The organism is Photobacterium malacitanum (assembly GCF_900185615.1).
GTDB lineage: Bacteria > Pseudomonadota > Gammaproteobacteria > Enterobacterales > Vibrionaceae > Photobacterium > Photobacterium malacitanum.
Genome location: NZ_FYAK01000002.1, coordinates 93,614 through 107,602, shown reverse-complemented (window position 1 = coordinate 107,602; position 13,989 = coordinate 93,614). Strand labels below are relative to the sequence as shown.

Sequence of the window (13,989 nt, the reverse complement as noted above, 5' to 3'; positions counted from 1 at the left end):
TTAAGTTTTACAAAATAAAAAATAGCGCTATAGTTCCTATATCTTTTAAACAGCGTAATATTAGTAATAAATATCTTATTGTTATTTTAAAGATATAAACTAATACCAATCCTTTTTATAAAAAATAGATATTTCATGCGCTATCGTGATTTTTATCTCATTGAAAAGTAATTATATGTCAAATAATAAACAACAAATTGAGCTACAAAAAGAAATGGGCCCCAATTGGTTTGCCTCAGTAATGGGTACCGGTATTATCGCTAATGCTGCTGTGGGTCTACCTTTTATTGGTAAAAACCTCGTCGGTTTTGCAACTATTGTTTGGTTGATTGCGTTTGCAATGCTCATTTTCATGACAATTTTTAAGAGTTATCAAACAATTTCTAAGCCACATATTATTAAACGACAATTTAATGATCCGGTGATGTCGCAATTCTTTGGTGCGCCACCAATGGCATTCCTAACGGTTGCTGGCGGCACACTCTTATTAGGTCCACGTCTTTTCGGTGAAAGTCTTGCACTTAATATTGCTTGGCCATTATTCTGGATCGGTACTATTAGCGGTATTATTACAGCGATTATTATTCCTTACCGTTTATTTACTCATAACGAAGTTCACGATGATGCGGCATTTGGTGGCTGGCTAATGCCCGTTGTACCGCCAATGGTTTCTGCAACTATCGGTTCAATGTTCTTGGCTCATATGCCCCATTCTGCTGCTCAACAAACGTTGCTTTACGGCATGTATGCTTGTTTTGGTATCAGCTTAATGGCGTCGGTTATTATTATTACATTAATCTGGAGTCGTCTAGCGCATGCTGGTACTTCAGGCAGTGCTCGTGTTCCAACATTATGGATTGTATTAGGTCCTCTGGGTCAATCGATTACGGCTGCGGGCTGTCTAGGTACGGCGGCACTGATTACCGTTAATGAACCAATTGCAAGTGCAATGAATGTGATGGCGATTTTATACGGCGTGCCTATTTGGGGCTTTGCTATGTTGTGGTTCTGTGTTGCGGCATTATTAACCCTACGTGCTATGCGTCGTAAAATGCCATTTGCATTAACATGGTGGGCATTTACCTTCCCCGTTGGTACCTGTGTAACCGGTACAACTCAACTTGCACACCATACAGGTTTACCTGCTTTTCAATGGGCTGCAATTGTTCTCTTCGCATTCTTAATTCTCGCTTGGGTTACAGCGGCATTAGGAACATTAAAAGGCTTTAAGCAAGGTAAGATTTTCCATAATCCTACATCAGTTGTTCATATTAAAGCGAAAAAAGGTAATAACTAAATATAAAAAGCCCAGCAATCTTGACCTTATCAAGGTCACAGATTACTGGGCTGTTCGTTTTGTATATCTTAAACTTTTCGTGTTTTTTGAGCGCGAAGACTACCGAGCACATTAACGAATGCTCCAACAATAATCATTGTGCCCCCAGCTAACGTCCACACTGAAGGTACTTCACTAAAGACTAACCATCCTAATATAATCGAAAACACCACTTGAATGTATGAATAAGCGGTTGCCTTACTCGCCACTTCTGTTTTCATTGCTTTGGTTAAACCCACTTGCCCAAATTGAGTGAAAATACCGACAAATAGCAATAATCCAAGCGCTTCTTTAGATGGCATAACAAAGTCATTACCCAATAAAATCACCGATAAAGGTAACGCTATAAGTGGGAAATAGAGGATGATCACCGAACTATCTTCAGTAGTACTTAAACGTTTGACAATGATGTACGACACACCACTACCAAACGCGCCTAATAGTGCAATACCAATGCTAAATAAAGGCAGCTGTTGAACATGATCTAACGTTAATCCTGGCCCAACCATTAATACTAAGCCTACGATTGAGCATAGAATACAAATAATGGTGGTGATATGGATTTTTTCTCTAAGAAAAAGTATTGCTAAAATCGCCGTAAAGACAGGGTTTAGATATTGTAAAATAGTCGCTTCAGCGAGCGGTAACGTCGACACAGCATAATAAACACAAATTAACGCCAACGATCCTGTTACACCACGAGTTAACAATAGCTTACGATTGTTCCCCCATACACAAATACCTTTACGCTTTACATCTGCATAACTAATCAATAATGACACAATCGCGCGCGCTGCAACGATTTCAAACACTGGAATACCATAGGTATGCACCAGTTTCACACAACTCGACATTAATGCGAATGCCAATGCTGACATCAGCATGTATCTGACGCCAATAGGAATTTTGTTCAAAGAAAGCTTGGGCATAGTGAGCAGTTCGTTAACATAAAAAATCATTTTATGAAAAAAAACATCAACCTAGCAAGCGTTATCTTGTTTAGTTGAGTCAAACAGAGTGGTTATTATTACGCCAATTATGGCTGAAAAATGAACTGAAAATTAACAATATGAGATTTCCATTGCCGATCTGTTCATTTTGGTCAACAAGCCTAAAATAAATTCTAATTTTATAAACTTGATTAATTATTATGAAAACACTTCCTATATTGGCTTGTGCTATTGCAAGCTTAGTTGGTACTCAAGCTGCAAACGCATGTACAACACTCCTTGTTGGTAACCAAGCATCAACTAACGGTGCTTATTACATGGCACGTAATGAAGATTATAAAGCCGTATGGGCAAAACATTTTGTACTCCATCCACGTACCGTTAATGAAAAAGGTGAGTTTCATTCTAACACTGACGGTTTTACTTACCCATATCCTAAAGTGTCATTGTCTTATACCTCAATGCAAGATTGGGATACTCATGATCAAACCATGGGTGAAGTGGGTTTAAACTCAGCAGGTGTTGGTATCACCTCAACTGAAAGCCTTACTAATCGCAAAGCAGCACTTGCCGCTGATCCTTATACTCCAAATGGCATTAATGAAGACTCAATTGAAAATGTGATTTTACCTCGTATTCACAGCGCTAAAGAAGGTGTTGAATTACTAGGTAAAATCATTGAAGAGCGTGGTGCATCTCAAGGCTTTGGGGTTGGCTTTATTGATAAAACGGGGATTTGGTACTTAGAAACAGGCAGCGGTCATCAATGGATGGCACGTAAAATTCCTAATGATGCTTATTTCATCTCTGGCAATCAGGCGCGTTTAAAAGAATATTTACCACATAATGCTGATTATCTTGCCTCGCCTAATTTGGTTTCGTTTGCAGAACAGCATGGTCTATATATAGCAAAAGCAAATCAACCGTTTGATTTCCATGAAGCGTATGGCACAACCGGTGGCAAAGAAAATATCACTTATAACTACCCTCGCGTATGGATTGCACAGCATATTCTTAACCCTGGCTTAAAAACGCAAGTTGATCGTGACCAACAAAACTATCCGGTATTTTTAACACCAACCCATAAAATCTCACTGCAAAAAGTTGAAGATATTATGCGTAACCATTATCAAGGCACAGCAATGGATCCCTATGCTAACGCTGATCCCCTTGGTCATTACCGCCCTATTTCTGTGTTCCGTTGTGCTGAGTCACACATCATTGAAGTCCGTCCGAACCTACCAATCGCAATTGGTGAGACAGAGTACATCAACTTTGGTATGACAGCACTTGGGGTTTATATACCGTTCTACCAAGGCACAACCAAGATCCCTTATGGTTATGATATTGGTACTGATGTCGCAAGTAACGGTTCGATTTTCTGGGACATGCGCAAACTACAAACATTAGGCATGGCAAACTGGAAACAAAATGCACCGATTATTCGAGCGGCCTATGACAAATACGAAGCTGACACTGCTATTGCTCAGAAAAAAATGGAACAAAAATACTTAGCTATTTATAAACAACACCCACAGCAAGCAACTAATTTAATTAATGCTTTTGAGAAAACAGCAACAGATAATGCGCTTAAAGTCACTAACGAAATATATACTACGTTAACTCAAAAAGCTGATATGGCATCGCATTTCGCAGGGGCGTAAGCCCAGCCAACAATAACTCTAATATTGAATTAAAAGCGCTAACCCAAATGTTAGCGTTTTTTTATGAGTTTTTGTTTTTAGTGGCGAATACCAGTAAACGCAAACTAAAGATATCTCTGGGAACGGTTTACGTTATAATCGCCATCCAGCTCAACAATAAATAGCGTGTTATGTACCAACTGACGTTTTCATTTGAAGAATTTCTTGCCGAGTTTTGGCAAAAGAAACCGACCATCATCAAAGGTGGTTTTAAAAACTTTGTCGATCCCATTACGCCTGATGAATTAGCCGGATTGGCAATGGAAGAAGAGATTGATTCGCGCTATATCGCTAAATTAGCCGATGTTTGGGATGTTCGCCATGGCCCACTGGCATTTGATGATACGCCTGAAGATAATTGGTCATTCATTGTTCAAGCTGCTAACCATTGGCATGAAGGTGCTGCACAATTAATTACTCCATTTCGTCAATTACCGGGGTGGCTACTTGATGACTTAATGATCAGTTACTCGACCCCTGGCGGCGGTGTTGGGCCACATATTGATCAATACGATGTGTTTATTACTCAAGGTTCTGGCAAACGCCATTGGCGGGTTGGTCCTAAAAAAGATGATTACGAAGAAGAATGTCGTCATCCTGCTTTACGTCAAATTAAAGGTTTTGAACCAATTATTGACGATATTTTAGAACCTGGTGATATTTTATATATTCCACCTGGCTTCCCTCATGATGGCTACGCAATTGAAACCTCAATGAGCTTCTCGGTTGGTTTTCGATCACCTAAAAAACAAGAATTATTAAGCAGCTTTGCCGATTTCGTGATTGCAAATGACATTGGTGATGTTCACTACCATAATCCGAAACTTCCCGCTCGTGCGAATAACGGCGCTATCTTGGCAGAAGAAGCCAAAGATCTTGAAAATATGATGCGTAGCTTGCTTGATCATCCGCAGTTATTAAAACAATGGTTGGGTGAACATTTAACTCAAAATCGCCATGAACTCGATATATTGCCTTCAGAGCCACCATGGCAACATAGCGAAACTTATCAGTTTCTAGAAGATGGTGAAGCATTTAAACGTATTGGTGGCTTACGGGCGTTTTATCACCCAGATCAAGCGCACCTTGTTTATATCAATGGCGAGCAATATCAACTACCGCCAGAATGCGCTGATGCCGCTAAATTACTGTGTGACGAAGAGCAAATCACTTACGCTCAATTGGGTGAACAACTTGATCATCCAGCCTTTCTAGCGATGCTTACACAACTGATCAACCTTGGTTATTGGTACCCTGTCGAGTAAACCCTCTAAATAAGAGAGGGATCACCTCTCTTATTTTTGTTTTGTTTTGTTAGTGGTTGATGCTCAACACAAATCAACGTTATATCATCAGCTGTTAATGGCAATTGGGTTAAACCACAAACATAACCATCATTAACATGCTGATGATACTTACAACACTTACATACGCCAAAAGAACGGTAGCGGTGTTGTTTTTGGATTGATGCTAACAATAACGTTAATTGCTGTTGTAATAATGCAGCGTCAAACGCTGTACTTCCCTCCTCACTATCAGAACAAGCACCTAACAATGTTGCCGATGGAAAATAAGCAGCTAATAAGTCTCGTCCTTTTTCAGTCATAATTAAATGCGTAATACGCTTATCATTACTATCCGCAAGCTTCTCTACATACCCTTTTGTTTCTAACACCTTAATAGTTTGCGACACCGTTCCTTTTGTTAAACCTAAAAACTCTGTCACCGCTTTAGGTGTATTTGAAAAACGATTACAAATAGATAAATAATACAAAGCATCAAATTGAACAGGTTGTAATCCATGCCCAATAAGTTCTGTACGCATTTCTGCTCTGATTAAGTTACTAATGCGATCAAGTAACTGTTGAATAATAATTATGTTCATTCGTTAATAGTATCGACTCAAAACAAAGTTGACAACTACATTTTTATGCTCTTATATAAATATAGTATCGAGTCAACACCAACTTGTGTACTATACTCAGTTCACTCAACGGAGGATGTTATGAACATTTCAACCATGCGAAAAACGATATTAGCGACTATGGTTACAGCAATTGTCACATTCACAGGTTCCGTTTCAGCCCACACATCACACAGCGGTGGGATCCAAGCAAACGCTAATGATGCCAAACTAGCCCCGTTTGATATTATTCATACTAAAATCACTACCAAAGGAAATGTTGCCACTTTTCATATTGCGGTTTCAGGTAAAGCAGGAGAGATTACACCTACCCCTATTGGAAAATTAGCGGGCAGTGATGTTTTTTCTTATGTGTGGCCATTAACATTAAATAGCCATGCGGTCGGTTTTGAAAAAGATGCTGGTATTTTAGCATTAGCGGTCACCTCTCATCCCGATTTTGATGATACCCCACTGTATGATGAAAATGGTGATGGTGACAAAACCAATGATGGTAATGTATGGCATAGCCACTGGGTTGTCTTAGCACCCAATAAAAAATGTGGTCCCGATGCCCTTGGCGTGGTTGATATTCCACAAGATGAAAAACCTAGGTTACCAAAAACTTGGCCTGGATTACCGCTATTAATTGATAGCCCTAACTACCAGCCTCAATTTCGTGATCATGATTTAAATGTAAAAGTAAGGTTTGATAATATAGAGGCGCTTAAAATGGCCAACTTTGATGGTGTTACCGCAGGGTTAAGAATCAATGCAAGTGCACATTCACCACTATTATGTGTGAAAAATGTATTTGATGTTGCTTCTGGTGATTTAAGCCTACCTGGTAAAACAAATCACTAATGGTTATCGAACCATCGTTTAAACACTCAAAAACTAACCTTACTCTCTTATAATTAGAGTAAGGTTAACTGCATGTAAACATTAAATATTTGACATTCGTTATGATTAAACGCTAATTTATGCTTTATATTGCGCTAATGTCAGCGATAATCGCTTCACCCACCAATTAATCGCATCTTTAATATCATCTGATGAATCAATCATCGTACCGAGATCTTTATTACCCGCTCTACGATCAATAGCAGCAATGATTGGCTCTCCTGTTATCGCATCACTGATCAATATTTCCATCGATGCAGAACCAACATTGGTATGCTCGCCTGTTAATACTTTGGAGATTGTCGATATACCTAACCCTACGGGTAACACGCTACTTGTGATAGCTAATATAGGGTTCGGGGTTTGAACATTAGTAATCGCAACGGTGACCCGTAATGTTTTAAGCTGTGACTGTTCAACCACTCTTAACGTGGTATTTAATGATTTTAATTGATTAATAAAATACTTTTTTATCTCGATAATTTCATCATCAGATAAATGGTCGCTCTTTTGCTTATCAAGCACAATATGAACTTGATCGTAAATAATATAATCGTATTGAGATAATTGACGTTGTAATGAGCGCTGGTTAAATATACCGCGTTTCGCCCATACTAAATCAACGCCATCTTCAGGACCGGGACGAAAATCTTCAAAGGTTTCAAATGTTTTTGGCTTTAATATTTGATGATTACTGGCACAACCCGTTGCCGTTATAATCATAAGCATTAATAACCAGATCTTTTGTTGCATGTTTTCATCCTCTCATCCATTTAGTAATAACTATATTGTTTATTACTGCACGATTATCTAGATTTCGCCCGCAAACAGTATGATATACTATAAATTAATACTAAACATGATGCAAAGAAAACACGAACACAAAAATAAAGACAAAAAAAGAGCTAGCACAATGGCTAACTCTCTTTAGAAGAAAAACAATTATAAATACACTTACAAGCGAGCTAATTCTGCTTTACGAGTTTTATTTACTACACAGAAATTACCACGACGGGTACGACACTTTGAGCATCGTTCACATTCAACATTTGCTTTATAGCCCTCAAGCCAACGTTTAATTAGCTTTGGCTCTGACAGTAATGGACGTGATAATGCAAAAAATTCAATCCCAGTATTATTTGCCATGGCTTCAATAGCATCAAACTCACTTAAGCCACCAACAGTAATAACAGGGACATTAACATCTTGGCTGATCACATCACCATATTGGTGGAAGTAACCTTCAGGCTCAATGGTATAGCCATCATAAGATTCGCCAACCATAGTATCTGCTTTACCATGAACGTTACCCGAAATGATGATCGCATCAACACCAACAGCTTCTAATTTTTTACAAATCAGGCGCGTTTCAGCAAATGTTAATCCGCCTTCAAAAAACTCTGAGGCCGTAAGTTTCACCAAAATTGGAAAATCATCACCCACTAAAGTTCTAATTTTTGCGTAAATTTCTAATAAGAAACGCATACGATTATCAAGGCTACCGCCATATTGATCATCACGTCGATTATAATACGGGCTTAAAAACTGATTAATTAAATACGTGTGCGCCGCATGAATTTCAACGCCGTCAAAGCCAGAGTCTTGAGCGCGTTTGGTCGCTAATGCAAAAGCTTCAACAATATAATCAATATCAGCTTGAGTCATTGCCTGACCCAATGTCTGAGTACCTTTTTCAGCGACGGCACTTGGTGCAAAGATCACTCGCTCACCAACGTTATAGGTTGTTTTAGTACCACCATAAGCAAGCTGCATTACAATTTTGGCATCGTATTGGTGAACAAGATCTGTGAGTTTTTGATATTCTTCGATAAAAGAATCGTTATACATACCCATCATGCCAGCATTGGGCTTTTCTTCTTCGACAATATTTGCATAACCCGTTACGATCAGCCCCACTTCTCCTTGTGCAAGTTCTTCATAAATAGCATAAAGTTTGTCGGTCATATGGCCATCTTCTGTTGCCATATTTTCCCATGTTGCACTACGAACAAAGCGGTTTTTTAATGCCATGTTACCAATACGGGTTTCTGTAAATAAAGTGCTCAAATCAAATCCTCTTAAATATCGTTTAGTCTTATTCTCCAGCACCCAAAAAAGCCAAAAAGAACAGCACCTTAATACTGTTCTTTTTATGTGCATTTTTACTATAAGCGCTAAGCTGGAATGAATAATAACGCTAATATACCTAAAAATCTTTAATCTGGATTAAGATAATGTCAGTTCTATTAGTTATATTCTTAGAAGAAATTCTGATAATATTTTTAGCGTCACATTCATTAAAAAATAGTAACACCTTCTGTCTCAAGCACACTATTTGCGCCTGCATGATCAATGATTTTAACTAGTACAGATTGAATAGTTTCATTTTCTCGAACATCATTATTGAGTGATAATACTGAAATTATATCCTAGCCGTTCACAAACCAAGACGGTGGTGCACGTTTAGTCCATTTAGCAAAAGCTGATTTATCACCTCGATAAAAATATCGATAAGCTGCAATAGCATCACCTTCTACCTTATAAATATCCGGCATCGCTTGAGCAAAGGTTGTTAACCCTATTGACTCATATGAAAATGTAGAAATAGCATTTAAAACAGCAATTGATTTATGATCATTGTCTTTATCGTATCGATATTTATACTCTTTATTTAATGCTAACGTTAATGCTTTTAGCCACAAAAAATTATCGTACGATTGCTCAACCCACAATACGCAGGGGTGATTAATGTGGGTTGATTTATAAGGTGTCGTAAATCCTTTTTTATTGAGGGCCGTACATAAAAGTTGCACACTTTCTAAAATCATTTTAACTACGTGCTGATCGCAGTGGTATTGTGCGCACTTCTCAATATCATCATCTAAAATAAAAATATTCATCGAATCGTCCTTTATTTGATGTACTAATAGTTTAGAAGAGAATAGCCATTATTATAAATCTATTTCAATATACGACCGTTGATAATGAGCTAATAATTGCTGTACTCCGGCAATACTAATGTCAAGCGTTGCTGTATTAGTAAATGGATGACATTGTAATGATGAATAGTTAAATATCGATTTATCAATAACTAACTCAACCTCATGATGGTGATCTTTAATTATATCTAAAATAGAGACCGCTCCAGGAATAGTGCCAATATATTTATCTAACCGACGTGGAGAAGCAAAACGTAAACTTGTAACACCAAGCTGTTGGCTAAGTGACTTTAAATTTACATTTTTATCAGCGATAACAACCACTAAGAAGTGTCGACTGCCTTTTCTATCCCTAATAAAAAGATTTTTAGTTGCCACACCGTCAATATTCAAATCTAAGAGATGCGCTTGCTCACAGTTAAATACTGCAGGATGATCATATCTTTGATAATCAATCGACAATTCATCAAGTATATTATATATATTCATTATTCAGCCTTTATTAAATTTAAAAATAACCCTAATAAATAAGCTATATTTATTTGCTCATTTATATTATTTAAATTTAATTAGAATTGATAATAATATTGAGAATTTATTTAAAAAATAGAAGACGGAGCATAGTAACGCTGGTACTAAATGCATAAAGCCTAGAACAAGCTAGGCTTTATGTGATGCGAGTAATCAGTATTATAATGAGAAAATCTAACTACTACATCAACTAAGCAACAGCAGAACCTTGCTTAGTGATAAAACTAAGCCGCGTTTTACTTATAAAAAGCTTCAACTGTGCCTTTTAAAGTAATCAGTAACGGGTTACCGCGACGATCTAATGCTTTAGACGGCACTTTGATCCAACCTTCACTGATGCAGTATTCCTCAACATCAAAACGCTCTTTGCCGTTAAATATAATGCCGATCTCATATTCAAAAGCAGCTTCTAGGTAATGTGGGCTACGAGGATTACCAGAAAGGTGATCAGGTAAAGTCGGGCGTGATGTAGTATCGTTCATGTTGATGCCTGTCGAAAATCAAAAGTGCGCTATTGTAGACAATCTAAGACTAGCGCTCAAGAGTTGTATTCTTTTGAGTAGATAAAATATACATCATTGACGAAGTATTATCAGCGGCTCGATTTTTATATCATCTAACTGTTGATAGACATTGATTGCCTGTTTTGCTTCTTTTTTAGGGGTTTTCTGAGTCGACTTTAAAAAGCTATGAATAATAACGATATCACTGTCTTTTGTTTTTACAAACAGTACTCTTGCTGACTCTTTACCATTATCAACTCTTAGCTTATAAATTAACCCTTTATATTTCCATATTTTTGGATTGAGTAACTTTAAGCTTTTACAATGATAAATATCATTATGGTTTTGGTAAGATTGAAATTTATGCACAATATTTACATGTAACTTTTCTGAAATTTCATCAAAGAAGTTATAAAGTGCTACCGTTCTATTTTCTTTTTGTACTCTATAAATATTCATTTTGTATCGTTAGCTTAACGCATGATATCTAACATTAGGCTCCTCAAATAATGAAAAGCCAAATGATTATTTTTATTTCGGCAGTACCCAATCTGGACGTGGAAAATGACAAGTATAGCCATTCGGTTGATGCTCAAGATAATCTTGATGTTCAGGCTCTGCTTGCCAAAAATCACTAACAGGCACTATTTCCGTCACAATAGGCCCCGGCCACACACCAGAAGCATCCATCTGTTTAATCAAATCTTCAGCAATGCTCTTTTGCTCATTAGACGTATAAAAAATAGCTGAGCGATAAGATGTACCAAGATCATTACCTTGACGATTTACAGTCGATGGATCATGTATTTGAAAGAAATAAGCGAGAATTTTAGTAAAGCTGGTTTGTGTGGTATCAAACATAATCTCAATCGCTTCAGCATGAGTTCCATGATTGCGATAGGTAGCATTTATAACATCCCCACCAGTATAGCCAACCCGTGTAGATACAACACCGTGTTGACGACGAATAAGATCCTGCATCCCCCAAAAACACCCACCAGCCAGTACTGCTTTTTCGATACTCATATCATCACTCCTATGATCACATTGCGTGAACCGTATTATCTTAGTTATCTTAGGACAGCCATATCTTTCAACTCTCAAATATAGCTCACCAAAAACAAATCATTCCACTCACAATAAAACTTCAAACCTAAACTTTACAGCTTATTTATTTAAATTCCTCATAAAATCAGGACGCTCCCCATATTTCACGATCGACAACACCCACAATCCTAACGACTCTTGCGGTATTTTGTTCTTATTTATAAAAAGTTATATCTAATTGGGATGCAACTGATGACTTGCTGATTTTCCTTTACACCAGTGTCCACCTGCATGTTGTTTGAAAGCACACATTCGAGACCATTTCCCACTTACATTGGCATACCGCTCCATAAATTGTTCACTATGCTCAAGCCAAGCATCTGCTGATATTCCCAATTGTTGTAACATTTTAGGCTGGTTAGGTGCAATAAAGCCTTGTTTATCATTGCGAATACTGCGACCAGTCCAATCTATAAGTTCAAGATAATCGGCAAATGCAACGTTTATTGCTGCCGTTTTAGCCTGATGTTCAGCACCAACAAAGGGTAATAGTTGGAAGTGGGCTTTATGTAAAGATGGTTGTTTAGCAGAGGTTTTTGGCTGCTGATATTCACGAATACGCTGCTGAATCGAGGTAAAATCTGATTGTTCTAGTGACGGCGTAACGCCAGCCCTGATTGGGTTTAAATCAACATACATCATGCACGATAGTAATGCTTTTTCATCTAATAGTGCTTGAGACTTAAATCGCCCTTCCCAAAACGCACCTTTACATTGGTCTTCTTTATTGGCTTTTCTAGCGATTTCTTCATTAAGACAGCGCATAAACCAACTAATGCTGCCTAATCGTTGCTGCCATTCAGTGATTAAATTTGATAACGCCTGCTGTTTTTCAGCACCTACCAGCCCCTCTTTTAAGAAATCGACCGCAATAGGATGACCATTAAATAGCTGTAACCAGCGCGATATTACCGCTTTCGGCGTTAGCTTCTGTTGTTGCTCAGTATCTATTTTCAGTACCAAATGATAATGGTTACTCATCACCGCATAAGCGCAAACATCGATACAAAAAACAGTGGCTAATTGTTTGATTTTGTTTACTATCCAACCTCGTCGGTGATGATAGTTCTTGCCATTATAGGGATCGTCACCACATAAATATGCCCGCCGTACGCAGCGATTAATCACATGATAAAAAGGCGTAATTTGAGGCTCGATCAATTTGCGTCTTGAGATTGTCATTGGTTTCACCATAAGCAACTTGAAGCTTAAGTGTAGTCACTCATGGTTAATGTGCAATGTTATGGCTGATGTTGTTCTGTTGCCACTTAAAGCTTAAGTGTAGTCACTCATGGTAATGTGCAATGTTATGGCTGTCCTTGTTCTTTTGTTCTTATAGATCACAAGTTAACCATTCAGCTAAAAGCATGACTAAATACAGTTATTATTTTAAGAAATGAGAGCTAGGCTACAAAACGTCACGACTAATCGTTGTCTAATCCACCCAATGAAATTATTTGAATAATCAGACGATTGTATAGCTAACGAAGATATATATGAACAATATAACCATAGCGCAACCAGCAACACTAACAATGCCTTTACTGCTTACTCAAGTAGACACAGAACTTAGCCAGCATCGACTTGATTTGATCGCAATAAAAGGATCATATTCGCAATTTTTTGATTATTTTAGTGCCCAATTAGCTCCATCGATTAGTGGTTGGGTTGATGCGGTTAATCATGATCCTCAAACCCAATTAAATCTCAATCGTCATTATGGTGATTTAGCTTTTGCGCATTATCTTGCCCGTCAATATGATGCTAGTCGTTGGTCAGAAGAAGTAACGGTTATGACCCGCGGTTTTATCACTATCACAGATCAAAAACTGTCTTTTAGCCCAATTAATATTCATCATATTTACGATTATCTGCTTATAGAAATAGTCGATATGAATATGCTAAAACATCAGTTACGGCACTTATTGATCACCGATAATATTAATTATTTATATCGCAATACTCCACCGTGTATACACAGATATGCTATTGATGATTCGGAAAATATAGCGAAGCGGATACAGCATAATATCTCTTTCTTATGGATGTTATATATCAAAACAATCGCGACTACGACTCAAGCCATCATTAACACGAAATAATGCCCAATATAA

General features: G+C 37.6%; 15 protein-coding genes. 5 read left to right on the top strand and 10 right to left on the bottom strand.

What is annotated here, in order from left to right:
* Window positions 1-175: 175 nt before the first annotated feature.
* The gene (locus tag PMAL9190_RS05640) at window positions 176-1,297 is read left to right on the top strand and encodes a TDT family transporter (protein ID WP_087844301.1); all 1,122 of its coding nucleotides are present in this window, start codon (window positions 176-178) and stop codon (window positions 1,295-1,297) included.
* Between the two features lie 68 nt (window positions 1,298-1,365).
* Here the strand turns inward: PMAL9190_RS05640 and PMAL9190_RS05635 are convergent, their stop codons facing one another.
* Window positions 1,366-2,265: a DMT family transporter gene (locus PMAL9190_RS05635; protein ID WP_087844922.1), complete on the bottom strand. Its 900-nt coding sequence runs from the start codon at window positions 2,263-2,265 to the stop codon at window positions 1,366-1,368.
* Between the two features lie 221 nt (window positions 2,266-2,486).
* Between PMAL9190_RS05635 and PMAL9190_RS05630 the strand changes: the two genes are divergently transcribed.
* Window positions 2,487-3,950, top strand: coding sequence for a C69 family dipeptidase (locus PMAL9190_RS05630; RefSeq protein ID WP_087844300.1), 1,464 nt, complete (start codon window positions 2,487-2,489; stop codon window positions 3,948-3,950).
* A gap of 170 nt (window positions 3,951-4,120) precedes the next feature.
* On the top strand, window positions 4,121-5,254 hold the full coding sequence (locus tag PMAL9190_RS05625) for a ribosomal protein uL16 3-hydroxylase (protein WP_087844299.1): 1,134 nt from the start codon (window positions 4,121-4,123) through the stop codon (window positions 5,252-5,254).
* Between the two features lie 5 nt (window positions 5,255-5,259).
* Here the strand turns inward: PMAL9190_RS05625 and PMAL9190_RS05620 are convergent, their stop codons facing one another.
* On the bottom strand, window positions 5,260-5,874 hold the full coding sequence (locus PMAL9190_RS05620; RefSeq protein WP_087844298.1) for a MarR family winged helix-turn-helix transcriptional regulator: 615 nt from the start codon (window positions 5,872-5,874) through the stop codon (window positions 5,260-5,262).
* 120 nt (window positions 5,875-5,994) lie between these two features.
* On the opposite strand from PMAL9190_RS05620, the gene PMAL9190_RS05615 reads away from it, so the two are divergent.
* Window positions 5,995-6,756, top strand: a complete 762-nt coding sequence (locus tag PMAL9190_RS05615; RefSeq protein WP_087844297.1) for a hypothetical protein — start codon at window positions 5,995-5,997, stop codon at window positions 6,754-6,756.
* Window positions 6,757-6,873: 117 nt separating this feature from the next.
* On the opposite strand, the gene PMAL9190_RS05610 is transcribed toward PMAL9190_RS05615, so the two are convergent.
* The 8 genes from PMAL9190_RS05610 to PMAL9190_RS05575 all read right to left on the bottom strand — a co-directional run bounded on the left by PMAL9190_RS05610 (window position 6,874) and on the right by PMAL9190_RS05575 (window position 13,057).
* Window positions 6,874-7,548, bottom strand: a complete 675-nt coding sequence (locus PMAL9190_RS05610; protein ID WP_087844296.1) for a DUF3313 domain-containing protein — start codon at window positions 7,546-7,548, stop codon at window positions 6,874-6,876.
* 201 nt (window positions 7,549-7,749) lie between these two features.
* A complete protein-coding gene (locus PMAL9190_RS05605; RefSeq protein ID WP_087844295.1) occupies window positions 7,750-8,862 on the bottom strand; it encodes an NADH:flavin oxidoreductase in 1,113 nt (370 codons plus the stop codon).
* A gap of 362 nt (window positions 8,863-9,224) precedes the next feature.
* Window positions 9,225-9,695, bottom strand: a complete 471-nt coding sequence (locus tag PMAL9190_RS05600; RefSeq protein ID WP_065168314.1) for a pyrimidine dimer DNA glycosylase/endonuclease V — start codon at window positions 9,693-9,695, stop codon at window positions 9,225-9,227.
* Window positions 9,696-9,746: 51 nt separating this feature from the next.
* Window positions 9,747-10,223: a prolyl-tRNA synthetase associated domain-containing protein gene (locus PMAL9190_RS05595; protein ID WP_087844293.1), complete on the bottom strand. Its 477-nt coding sequence runs from the start codon at window positions 10,221-10,223 to the stop codon at window positions 9,747-9,749.
* A 278-nt stretch (window positions 10,224-10,501) separates the two neighbouring features.
* Window positions 10,502-10,747, bottom strand: coding sequence for a DUF3297 family protein (locus PMAL9190_RS05590; RefSeq protein WP_087844292.1), 246 nt, complete (start codon window positions 10,745-10,747; stop codon window positions 10,502-10,504).
* A 93-nt stretch (window positions 10,748-10,840) separates the two neighbouring features.
* Window positions 10,841-11,227, bottom strand: a complete 387-nt coding sequence (locus PMAL9190_RS05585; protein WP_087844291.1) for a type II toxin-antitoxin system RelE/ParE family toxin — start codon at window positions 11,225-11,227, stop codon at window positions 10,841-10,843.
* A gap of 72 nt (window positions 11,228-11,299) precedes the next feature.
* A complete protein-coding gene (msrA, locus tag PMAL9190_RS05580) occupies window positions 11,300-11,794 on the bottom strand; it encodes a peptide-methionine (S)-S-oxide reductase MsrA (protein ID WP_087844290.1) in 495 nt (164 codons plus the stop codon).
* 255 nt (window positions 11,795-12,049) lie between these two features.
* Window positions 12,050-13,057, bottom strand: coding sequence for a transposase (locus tag PMAL9190_RS05575; protein ID WP_087844289.1), 1,008 nt, complete (start codon window positions 13,055-13,057; stop codon window positions 12,050-12,052).
* Window positions 13,058-13,371: 314 nt separating this feature from the next.
* Between PMAL9190_RS05575 and PMAL9190_RS05570 the strand changes: the two genes are divergently transcribed.
* Window positions 13,372-13,977, top strand: coding sequence for a hypothetical protein (locus PMAL9190_RS05570; RefSeq protein ID WP_087844288.1), 606 nt, complete (start codon window positions 13,372-13,374; stop codon window positions 13,975-13,977).
* The last annotated feature ends 12 nt before the right edge of the window (window positions 13,978-13,989 follow it).

Coding starts and splice junctions, on each gene's coding strand:
- PMAL9190_RS05595 (WP_087844293.1), bottom strand. CDS start 10,223: ATGAATATATATAATATACTTGATGAATTGTCGATTGATTATCAAAGA.
- PMAL9190_RS05630 (WP_087844300.1), top strand. CDS start 2,487: ATGAAAACACTTCCTATATTGGCTTGTGCTATTGCAAGCTTAGTTGGT.
- msrA (WP_087844290.1), bottom strand. CDS start 11,794: ATGAGTATCGAAAAAGCAGTACTGGCTGGTGGGTGTTTTTGGGGGATG.
- PMAL9190_RS05640 (WP_087844301.1), top strand. CDS start 176: ATGTCAAATAATAAACAACAAATTGAGCTACAAAAAGAAATGGGCCCC.
- PMAL9190_RS05610 (WP_087844296.1), bottom strand. CDS start 7,548: ATGCAACAAAAGATCTGGTTATTAATGCTTATGATTATAACGGCAACG.
- PMAL9190_RS05575 (WP_087844289.1), bottom strand. CDS start 13,057: ATGACAATCTCAAGACGCAAATTGATCGAGCCTCAAATTACGCCTTTT.
- PMAL9190_RS05615 (WP_087844297.1), top strand. CDS start 5,995: ATGAACATTTCAACCATGCGAAAAACGATATTAGCGACTATGGTTACA.
- PMAL9190_RS05600 (WP_065168314.1), bottom strand. CDS start 9,695: ATGAATATTTTTATTTTAGATGATGATATTGAGAAGTGCGCACAATAC.
- PMAL9190_RS05585 (WP_087844291.1), bottom strand. CDS start 11,227: ATGAATATTTATAGAGTACAAAAAGAAAATAGAACGGTAGCACTTTAT.
- PMAL9190_RS05625 (WP_087844299.1), top strand. CDS start 4,121: ATGTACCAACTGACGTTTTCATTTGAAGAATTTCTTGCCGAGTTTTGG.
- PMAL9190_RS05620 (WP_087844298.1), bottom strand. CDS start 5,874: ATGAACATAATTATTATTCAACAGTTACTTGATCGCATTAGTAACTTA.
- PMAL9190_RS05590 (WP_087844292.1), bottom strand. CDS start 10,747: ATGAACGATACTACATCACGCCCGACTTTACCTGATCACCTTTCTGGT.
- PMAL9190_RS05635 (WP_087844922.1), bottom strand. CDS start 2,265: ATGCCCAAGCTTTCTTTGAACAAAATTCCTATTGGCGTCAGATACATG.
- PMAL9190_RS05570 (WP_087844288.1), top strand. CDS start 13,372: ATGAACAATATAACCATAGCGCAACCAGCAACACTAACAATGCCTTTA.